9 protein-coding genes and 1 tRNA gene are annotated in these 9,122 nt (G+C 71.2%); 5 read left to right on the top strand and 5 right to left on the bottom strand.

What is annotated here, in order from left to right; all coding sequences use genetic code 11:
* Positions 1 to 94 precede the first annotated feature (94 nt).
* Together VR45_RS07310 and VR45_RS07305 are read right to left on the bottom strand one after the other, a co-directional pair.
* Positions 95 to 167 (bottom strand) — tRNA-Gly (locus tag VR45_RS07310).
* Between the two features lie 127 nt (positions 168 to 294).
* Positions 295 to 612, bottom strand: a complete 318-nt coding sequence (locus tag VR45_RS07305; RefSeq protein WP_030304494.1) for an Lsr2 family protein — start codon at positions 610 to 612, stop codon at positions 295 to 297.
* Positions 613 to 1,072: 460 nt separating this feature from the next.
* Between VR45_RS07305 and purS the strand changes: the two genes are divergently transcribed.
* From purS to VR45_RS07285, 4 genes are all read left to right on the top strand, one after another.
* Entirely contained in the window at positions 1,073 to 1,333 is a 261-nt protein-coding gene (gene purS / locus VR45_RS07300) for a phosphoribosylformylglycinamidine synthase subunit PurS (protein WP_078879748.1), read from the top strand.
* A complete protein-coding gene (gene purQ / locus VR45_RS07295) occupies positions 1,330 to 2,007 on the top strand; it encodes a phosphoribosylformylglycinamidine synthase subunit PurQ (protein WP_045938851.1) in 678 nt (225 codons plus the stop codon). The genes purS and purQ overlap by 4 nt, the downstream gene beginning before the upstream one ends.
* Positions 2,007 to 4,274, top strand: coding sequence for a phosphoribosylformylglycinamidine synthase subunit PurL (gene purL, locus VR45_RS07290; RefSeq protein WP_045938850.1), 2,268 nt, complete (start codon positions 2,007 to 2,009; stop codon positions 4,272 to 4,274). The genes purQ and purL overlap by 1 nt, the downstream gene beginning before the upstream one ends.
* Positions 4,275 to 4,342: 68 nt before the next feature.
* Complete coding sequence (locus tag VR45_RS07285; protein ID WP_045938849.1) at positions 4,343 to 5,206, top strand: sterol carrier family protein; 864 nt, start codon at positions 4,343 to 4,345, stop codon at positions 5,204 to 5,206.
* Positions 5,207 to 5,274: 68 nt separating this feature from the next.
* On the opposite strand, the gene VR45_RS07280 is transcribed toward VR45_RS07285, so the two are convergent.
* The 3 genes from VR45_RS07280 to fbaA all read right to left on the bottom strand — a co-directional run bounded on the left by VR45_RS07280 (position 5,275) and on the right by fbaA (position 7,976).
* Positions 5,275 to 6,126 carry a DUF3152 domain-containing protein gene (locus tag VR45_RS07280; RefSeq protein WP_045938848.1) on the bottom strand — a complete coding sequence of 284 codons (852 nt, stop codon included), beginning with the start codon at positions 6,124 to 6,126 and terminating at the stop codon, positions 5,275 to 5,277.
* A gap of 351 nt (positions 6,127 to 6,477) precedes the next feature.
* Positions 6,478 to 6,891 carry a DUF3151 domain-containing protein gene (locus tag VR45_RS07275; protein WP_030392493.1) on the bottom strand — a complete coding sequence of 138 codons (414 nt, stop codon included), beginning with the start codon at positions 6,889 to 6,891 and terminating at the stop codon, positions 6,478 to 6,480.
* A gap of 56 nt (positions 6,892 to 6,947) precedes the next feature.
* Positions 6,948 to 7,976 (bottom strand): class II fructose-bisphosphate aldolase, encoded by a 1,029-nt coding sequence (gene fbaA, locus VR45_RS07270; RefSeq protein WP_286163107.1) that lies wholly within the window; start codon positions 7,974 to 7,976, stop codon positions 6,948 to 6,950.
* 363 nt (positions 7,977 to 8,339) lie between these two features.
* On the opposite strand from fbaA, the gene VR45_RS07265 reads away from it, so the two are divergent.
* Positions 8,340 to 9,059, top strand: coding sequence for a VTT domain-containing protein (locus VR45_RS07265; protein ID WP_199925911.1), 720 nt, complete (start codon positions 8,340 to 8,342; stop codon positions 9,057 to 9,059).
* Positions 9,060 to 9,122: the final 63 nt, after the last annotated feature.

Here is a 9,122-nt window from a genome sequence, read left to right as displayed (position 1 = left end):
ATTCGAACTCGCGACCCTCACCTTGGCAAGGTGATGCTCTACCAACTGAGCCACGTCCGCAGGATGGAACTATTGAGTTGTGCTCGCTACTGCGAGCGGACGACGAGATTCGAACTCGCGACCCTCACCTTGGCAAGGTGATGCTCTACCAACTGAGCCACGTCCGCCTGGTGCCTGGGGCACCTGCCGCCTCTCCGGATCTCTCCGTTGCGGCGACGAGGAATACTCTACAGCATCTTTCGGGGTGGTCGCCCCACCCTTCGATCGAGGGTGGGGCGACCGGGGCCGGGGCGGTCAGTTCGCCTCGGCGAAGGCCTCGTAGACGTGCTTCGGGATGCGGCCGCGGGCGGGCAGCTCCATGCCGCGGGACTGGGCCCAGGCGCGCACGGCGGCCGGGTCGGGGGTGAGGGCGGTGCGGCGGAAGGACTTTCCGGTACGGCTCTGGCGGCGGCCGGCCGCGACGAACGGGGCGAGGGCCTCCCGCAGCTTTTCCGCGTTGTCCACGGACAAATCGATCTCGTACGACTTCCCGTCGACGCCGAAGTGGACGGTTTCTGCGGCTGCGCCGCCGTCCAGGTCGTCGGAGAGCGTGACAACTACACGCTGAGCCATGGGTGTCAATCCTCTCGGGCAATTCGGCCGACAAGGGCGCGGGTGCGCCCCGGGGCCTGATGTGCACCCTTCGCGCAAGCGCATACGGGCAGGCCGGATGGCCGTGCCGGATACGCAGCACTCACCGCGGCAGGTGGCCCTATTCTGCACCCGAAGCGGGGAGAAATCGAAGAGTCCGGCTTTCTTTTCCGGATATTCACGTGTCTTCGCCGGGTGCCGGATACCGGTGCACTCGACTGGCCGATCTGTCCGGAGTGCCGGTATTCGGGTGCTCTTCGGTGGTTCTCGCGGGGGTTCCGGAATCCGGCGAAAAGGGGCACCCGGCGGGGGGTGGCGGCCGGGTGGAGCCCTTGTGGCGTAAGGGTCGTCGGTCTACGCGCGTCACCATCCCCGGCCAGCAAACACGCTCGAAACCCCCGGTAGTCTGGAGTTCCCCCGCCTCACGAAGACACCACCGGGAGTGCCAGTGGCACGCGTCGTAGTCGACGTCATGCTCAAGCCGGAGATCCTCGACCCCCAGGGACAGGCGGTGCAGCGCGCGCTGCCCCGTCTCGGATTCACCGGGATCTCCGACGTCCGCCAGGGCAAGCGTTTCGAGCTGGAGCTGGAGGGCCCGGTCGACGACGCCGCGCTCGCCCGTATCCGCGAAGCCGCCGAGACCTTTCTCGCCAACACCGTGATCGAGGACTTCACCGTCCGCGTCGAGGAGGACGGCAAGTGACCACCCGCGTCGGCGTCGTCACTTTCCCCGGCTCCCTCGACGACCGCGACGCCCGGCGCGCGGTCCGCCTGGCCGGCGCCGAGCCGGTCGCCCTCTGGCACCGTGACAAGGATCTCCACCAGGTCGACGCCGTCGTCCTGCCGGGCGGATTCAGTTACGGCGACTATCTGCGCTGCGGTGCGATCTCCCGGTTCTCGCCGGTGATGGAGACCGTCATCGAGCAGGCCCGGCAGGGAATGCCCGTTCTCGGTATCTGCAACGGCTTCCAGGTGCTGTGCGAATCCCACCTGCTGCCCGGCGCGCTCACCCGCAACGACTCGCTGCACTTCGTCTGCCGCGACCAGAAGCTGCGGATCGAGAACAACGGCACCGCCTGGACCCGGGATTACACCCCCGGGCAGGAAATCGTCGTGCCGCTGAAGAACGGCGAGGGCCGCTTCGTCGCCGACGAGCGGGTCCTGGACGAGCTGGAGGCCGAGGGCCGGGTGGTCGCCCGTTACCTCGACGTCAACCCCAACGGTTCGTACCGTGACATCGCCGGCATCACCAACGCCGCCGGCAATGTCGTCGGTCTGATGCCGCACCCCGAGCACGCCGTGGAGCCGCTCACCGGTCCCACCACCGAGGGCCTGGGCTTCTTCACTTCCGTACTGAAGCAGCTGGTGAACGCCTGATGAGCCTCGACACCGTCAAGAACGCCGAGCAGACCCCGGACGCCGCCCAGCCCTGGGCCGAGCTCGGCCTCAAGCAGGACGAGTACGCCCGGATCCGGGAGATCCTCGGCCGCCGCCCGACCGGCGCGGAACTCGCCATGTACTCGGTCATGTGGTCGGAGCACTGTTCGTACAAGAGCTCCAAGGTCCACCTGAAGCAGTTCGGCGACAAGAAGCCCGAGACGGACGCCATGCTCGTCGGCATCGGCGAGAACGCCGGTGTGGTCGACGTCGGCCAGGGTTACGCGGTCACCTTCAAGGTCGAGTCGCACAACCACCCGTCGTACATCGAGCCCTACCAGGGCGCGGCCACCGGCATCGGCGGCATCGTCCGCGACATCCTGGCGATGGGCGCCCGCCCGGTCGCCGTGATGGACCCGCTGCGGTTCGGCGCGGCCGACCACCCGGACACCCGGCGCGTGCTGCCCGGGATCGTCGCGGGCATCGGCGGCTACGGCAACTGCCTGGGCCTGCCGAACATCGGCGGCGAGGTCGTCTTCGACTCCTGCTACCAGGGCAACCCGCTGGTCAACGCGCTCTGCGTGGGTGTCATGAAGCACGAGGACATCCACCTCGCGCAGGCCTCCGGCGCCGGCAACAAGGTCGTCCTGTACGGCGCCCGCACCGGTGGCGACGGCATCGGCGGCGTCTCGGTGCTCGCCTCCGAGACCTTCTCCGAGACCTTCGACGACACCAAGCCGGCCAAGCGCCCGGCGGTCCAGGTCGGCGACCCGTTCCAGGAGAAGCTCCTGATCGAGTGCACCCTGGAGATCTTCCGGGAGAAGCTGGTCAAGGGCATCCAGGACCTCGGCGGCGCCGGGCTGTCCTGCGCCACCTCCGAGCTGGCCTCGGCCGGCTCCGGCGGCATGCGGATCGACCTCGACACGGTGCACCTGCGCGACCACACGCTCTCGCCCGAGGAGATCCTCATGAGCGAGTCGCAGGAGCGCATGTGCGCGATCGTCGAGCCGGACAAGATCGACCGCTTCCTGGAGATCTGCGAGAAGTGGGACGTCATCGCCAACGTCATCGGTGAGGTCACCGACGGCGAGCGGCTGGAGATCTTCTGGCACGGCGAGCTCGTGGTGGACGTGCCCCCGCGCACCGTCGCCCACGAGGGCCCGACCTACCAGCGCCCGTACGCCCGCCCGAGCTGGCAGGACGCGCTGCAGGCCGACGCCCCGACGGCCGAGCGGCTGGCCCGCCCGACCACCGGCGAGGGCCTCAAGGCCGACCTGCTGAAGCTCGCCTCGCACCCGAACCAGGCCTCCAAGTCCTGGATCACGGACCAGTACGACCGGTACGTGCTCGGCAACACCGTGCTCTCGCACGGCGAGGACTCGGGCATGATCCGGATCGACGACGAGACCAACCTCGGCGTCTCGGTCGCCACCGACGGCAACGGCCGTTACACCAAGCTGGACCCGTACACCGGTGCCCAGCTGGCCCTCGCCGAGGCGTACCGCAACGTCGCGGCCGGCGGTGCCAAGCCGCTCGCCGTCTCGGACTGCCTCAACTTCGGCTCCCCCGAGGACCCGGACGTGATGTGGCAGTTCGCCGAGGCCACCCGCGGTCTCGCCGACGCCTGCCTGACCCTGGGCACCCCGGTGACCGGCGGCAACGTCTCGCTGTACAACCAGACCGGCGAGGTCGCCATCCACCCGACCCCCGTGGTCGCGGTGCTCGGCGTCATCGACGACGTCACCCGCCGCACTCCGATGGCGTTCGCCGAGGAGGGGCAGCTGCTCTACCTGCTCGGCGACACCGAGGACGAGCTGGGCGGCTCGGCCTGGTCGCAGGCGGTCCACGACCACCTGGGCGGCCTGCCGCCCAAGGTCGACCTGGAGCGCGAGCGGCTGCTCGGCGAGATCCTGATCGCCGGCTCCCGGGACGGCATGGTCGACGCCGCGCACGACCTCTCCGACGGCGGCCTGGGCCAGGCGCTGGTGGAGAGCTGCCTCAAGGGCGGCCGGGGTGCCCGGATCGTCGTGCCCGAGGGCATGGACCCGTTCGTGTTCCTGTTCTCCGAGTCGGCCGGCCGCGCCGTCGTGGCCGTGCCGCGCAGCGAGGAGCTCCGGTTCAACGACATGTGCACCGCGCGGGGCCTGCCGGCCGTCCGCATCGGTGTGGTGGACGGCGACTCCCTGGACGTCCAGGGGCAGTTCACCGTCCCGCTGGCGGAGCTGAAGGACGCCCACACCGGCGTCATCGAGGCCCTGCTGGCCTGAGTCGGCCCCTTCTTCCACGGGCGGACGGTTCGCGAGAACCGTCCGCCCGTGGGCGTATGTTGGGGGCCATGCCTCCCAAGTCCCGTACCTACCAGCCCGCCAGGGTGGCCGCCGCGCTCGCGGCGCAGACCGGCGCGCTGCGCGACGCCGTCCGGCGGCTGTGCGAACGCCCCGACGCCGAGGAGTGCCTGGCCCGGCCGACCAGGCTGGGGGAGTGGCGGGTGCGCGAACTGCTGGCACACCTGGCCGTCCAGATCGAGTGGCTGCCGGCGCATCTCGACGATCCGGCGGAGGGCCGGCCGCCGCTGGACCTGCCGCGGTGGGTGGAGCGGGTCGGCGCCCTTGCCCCGCTGCTCGACGACCAGGCCCGTGCGCGGGCGGCGGACGGGTTCGAGGGTGACCCGGTCTCGGTGGCGGCGGCCTTCGACCGTGCCGCCGACGCGCTGCTCGGCGCCCTGGCCCGGCCGGAGGCGGCCGATCCGGCCCGCCGCTTCGAGATCCGGCTCGGCTCGATGGCGCTCACCGAGTTCCTGGTGACCCGGCTGGTCGAGACCGTCGTGCACGCCGACGACCTGGCCGACGCGCTCCGTCCCGACGTGCTCGGTCCCGACACCTTCCCGCACGACCGGCAGGCGGTGGCCGCCGTGACCAGGATGCTCGCCGACGCCTTCGCCGAGCTGGTGCCCGGCGGCGCGGTGGAACTCCGGGTGCCCCCGTACGCGGTGGTGCAGGCCGTCGAGGGGCCGAGGCACACCCGTGGCACCCCGCCGAACGTGGTCGAGACCGATCCGCTGACCTGGATCCGGCTGGCCACCGGCCGTGCCGACTGGGCGGACGCGGTCGACTCCGCCGCGCTGTCGGCCAGTGGCGAGGCGCTGTCGGCCAGTGGCGAGCGCAGCGATCTGCGGGCCCACCTGCCACTGCTGGGCTGAGAGCGGCTCTGCTCCGGCCGGGCGTTCCTGTGGGCGTTCCCGCTCCGGTCGACCGGCCCCGCCGGGCCTCAGGGGACCGCGGGACCGCTCAGATAGCCGCCGTCGGCGCTGTACGGCCAGGCGTTGGCCGTACAGCCCTTGAGGCCGTAGATCTGCTGCATCATCGCGGGCGCCGGCTTGCCGGGGCCGGGGCAGCCCTCGTGGCCGTGGCCGATCCGGTGGCCGACCTCGTGGTTGATCACCAGGGCCCGGTACTCGTCGATCGGACCGCTGAACTGGGGCGAGCCGATGGTCCAGCGCTTGACGTTGACCACCACCTGGTTGCCGACGTTGCAGTTCACCTCGCCGTGGGTGTCCAGACCGGCCGCGCCGCAGATCCGGTCCACGGTGGCGGCGGAGGCGATCTTCACGGTGAAGTCGTAGGCACCGGTGGAGACCAGCTGGAAGCCGTTCTTGCGGTCGTTGGTCCAGCCGCGCTTGTCGGCGAGGATGCCCTGGATCTGGGTGGCGGAGGCCGTCGGATCGATGCCGATGCCGTCCTCGACCTCGACCCGGTAGCGGCGGACGGTGCCCCGGCCGACCGGGTCGGCGGAGCCCTGGGCGACGGTGAAGGTGCCGGCGCCCTTGGCCGGCGGGGTCTCCGGGCCGCCCGGCTGCGGGGCGGCGGTGGGTGCGGGCGGTGCGGTGGGCGTGACCGGAGCGCTGGGCGTGGCCGGTGCCGGGGCGGCGGAGGCCGGGGGCCCGGACTGCGGCGCCGAGGGCACCGGGCCGGCGGGAGCGGCCGGGGCGGCGGCGGTGCCGTCCGGCGGGGCGACCCTGGCCTGGGCGGTCCGGTCGGCGCCGGGCAGTGCGTCGGGGCGGTTCAGGACGAACAGGGTGCCGCCGAGGATCAGCACCGCGGCGACCAGCGCGGTGAGCATGCCGGGCCCGAGCCGGCGGCGGGGCGGGCGTCGACGGCGGGAGCCCGCCCCGCCGCGGGGCCGACCGCCGGATCCGCCCGCGCGGCGCGCTGGGCGTCCCCCGGGGTGTGCGGCGGTACGGGAACGGCGGACGGGACTGCTTGCGGGCACGCTGGGGCTTTCTGTCGACCCGTGGGGCCGCGAAACCTCGAACTGACGTGCGCGCCCCCCTGGCCCGCCCACCCTGGCATGGCGGACCGGTGAATGTCCATGTACGAGGTATGCACAGAACGGACAAAAACCGCCCCCGGTGCCCGACAGGGCACCGGGGGCGGCGGGTCACGGGCGGGCCGGGCACCGGCCGTCCGGGTGTCAGCCCAGGGTCGCGGCGGCGGTCGGCGAGCTGTCCCGGAGGAACTGCGCGCAGCGCTCCGCCTCCTCCTTCTCCTCGATCGCGGCGGCGGCCCGGCCGAGCGCGTGCAGCGCCCGCAGGAAGCCGCGGTTCGGCTCGTGCTCCCACGGCACCGGGCCGTGGCCCTTCCAGCCGCTGCGGCGCAGCGCGTCCAGGCCGCGGTGGTAGCCGGTGCGGGCGTAGGCGTAGGACTCCACGACCCGGCCGGCCGCGAAGGCGTCGTCGGCGAGCTGGGCCCAGGCCAACGAGGAGGTCGGGAACTTCGCCGCCACCTCGGCCGGGGAGGCGCCGCCGGCCAGCAGCTCCAGCGGGCCGGGTTCGGCGGGCAGGTGCGTCGGGGCGGGACCCCCGAGGAGGTTCTCGTGAATGCTCATGCCCCCCAGTGAACCACCGGGGGGCATGGACGCAGGACCACTGGGGGCAGGGGCCGCTACTTCAGGCGGTTGCCCGCCGAACGCAGCTGCTGGGCGGCCTCCAGCACGCGCGAGGCCATGCCGGCCTCGGCGAGCTTGCCCCAGGTGCGCGGGTCGTAGGTGTTCTTCCGGCCGACCTCGCCGTCGACCTTCAGCACACCGTCGTAGTTCTGGAACATGTGCGCCACGACGGGGCGGGTGAAGGCGTACTGGGTGTCGGTGTCCAGGTTCATCTTCACGACGCCGTTCTCCAGCGCGGTGGCGATCTCCTCGGCGGTCGAGCCGGAGCCGCCGTGGAAGACGAAGTCGAACGGGTCGTTCTTGCTGTACTGCTTGCCGATCGCGTCCTGGAGCTCGCGCAGCAGTTCCGGCTTCAGCACGACGTTGCCCGGCTTGTAGACGCCGTGCACATTGCCGAAGGAGGCGGCCAGCAGGTAGCGGCCCTTCTCGCCCAGGCCCAGGGCCTCGGCGGTGCGGACGGCGTCGTTGACGGTGGTGTACAGCTCGTCGTTGATCTCGTGGGTGACGCCGTCCTCCTCACCACCGGTCGGGGTGATCTCGACCTCGAGGATGATCTTGGCGGCGGCGGCCTGGGCGAGCAGCTCCTGGGCGATGGCCAGGTTGTCGCTCAGGGTCTCGGCGGAGCCGTCCCACATGTGCGACTGGAAGAGCGGGTTCTGGCCCTTGGCCACGCGCTCGGCGGAGATCGCCAGCAGCGGGCGGACGTAGCCGTCCAGCTTGTCCTTCGGGCAGTGGTCGGTGTGCAGCGCGACGGTGATGTCGTACTTGGCGGCGACGATGTGCGCGAACTCGGCGAGCGCGACGGCGCCGGTCACCATGTCCTTGTTGTGCTGGCCGCCCAGGAACTCCGCGCCGCCGGTCGAGATCTGGATGATGCCGTCGCTCTCGGCCTCGGCGAAGCCGCGCAGCGCGGCGTGCAGGGTCTGCGAGGAGGTCACGTTGATCGCCGGGTAGGCGAACTTGCCCGCCTTGGCCCGGTCCAGCATCTCGTTGTAGATCTCGGGAGTTGCGATGGGCATGCGAATCCGCTCCTGTCGGTGTGCGGCGTACGGACGGTGCTGTCCGACGCTGTGTACGCCTGGTGACGACTCCGGGGTACCGGGGCCGGTGCGCGGCTCTGCGGTGCGGCTGACCGGTACCGAGGTTAGAGGCAGCGGCCGCGGAGCGGCGATGAGGGTGTTCGCCACCGCGGGCCGGTCGCCGGTGCCATCTTCCCAGAATGCCCACCGCCTCCACCATGCGGCCCGCCAGTCGGGACGGGCGCCCCGGCGGCCCGCCCTTCCCGAGGCCGCGTCCCGGGTGCGGCGGTGACGTGCGACGAAAGGATGAGCACCCACCGACCCCCTGGGGCGAGGCTCGAACAAAGACGGGCCCGCTATCCTGCGGCCGTGGACTACAACCAGCTGGCCGTCAATCTGCTCGACGCCAAATCACTGATCTCGTCCCTCGGTGCGATCGGGCTGATCGCGATCATCTTCGCGGAGACCGGCCTGCTGGTCGGGTTCTTCTTCCCGGGTGACTCGCTGCTCATCATCGCGGGTGTCGCCGCCTCGAGCGCCGCCTCGTCGGTCCTCGGCGAGGGCCACCGACTGCCGATCGCGACCCTGCTGATCGGGGCGCCGATCGCGGCGATCGCCGGTGCCCAGCTCGGGCACCAGATCGGGGTGAAGGTCGGACCGAAGATGTTCGACAAGCCCGAATCGAAGATCTTCAAGCGCGAGTACGTGCAGAAGGCCGAGGAGTACTTCAACCGCTTCGGCCCCGGCAAGGCCGTCGTGCTCGCCCGTTTCATGCCGATCGTCCGGACCTTCCTGAACCCGGTCGCGGGCACGCTGGAGATGCCGGCCAGGACCTTCTTCCTCTGGAACGTCGTCGGCGGCGTGCTGTGGACCGAGTCGATGCTGCTGATCGGCTACTTCTTCGGTGACGCGCTCGCCCCGGTGATCGACAAGTACCTGATTCCGGCCGTGCTGCTGATCGTGCTGCTCTCCATCTCGCCGATGCTGGTCGAGGTGCTCCGCGAGCGCCGGAAGAAGAAGGCCGGCGGCCCCGAGGCCGAGAACGCCGACACCGTCCAGGCCGGCGGCGGCCGGCACCGGCGCGACTGAGCCTTCCACCGAGCACAACGGCCGGGGCCCGGTGCTGTTTCTGTCTCTTATACACATCTCTGA

This window comes from Streptomyces sp. NRRL S-495 (genome assembly GCF_000966955.1).
Lineage (GTDB): Bacteria > Actinomycetota > Actinomycetes > Streptomycetales > Streptomycetaceae > Kitasatospora > Kitasatospora purpeofusca.
This window is presented reverse-complemented; position numbering and strand designations above follow the sequence as displayed.

Coding starts and splice junctions, on each gene's coding strand:
- VR45_RS07305 (WP_030304494.1), bottom strand. CDS start 612: ATGGCTCAGCGTGTAGTTGTCACGCTCTCCGACGACCTGGACGGCGGC.
- VR45_RS07280 (WP_045938848.1), bottom strand. CDS start 6,126: ATGCTCACCGCGCTGGTCGCCGCGGTGCTGATCCTCGGCGGCACCCTG.
- VR45_RS07275 (WP_030392493.1), bottom strand. CDS start 6,891: ATGAGCATTCACGAGAACCTCCTCGGGGGTCCCGCCCCGACGCACCTG.
- VR45_RS07285 (WP_045938849.1), top strand. CDS start 4,343: ATGCCTCCCAAGTCCCGTACCTACCAGCCCGCCAGGGTGGCCGCCGCG.
- purL (WP_045938850.1), top strand. CDS start 2,007: ATGAGCCTCGACACCGTCAAGAACGCCGAGCAGACCCCGGACGCCGCC.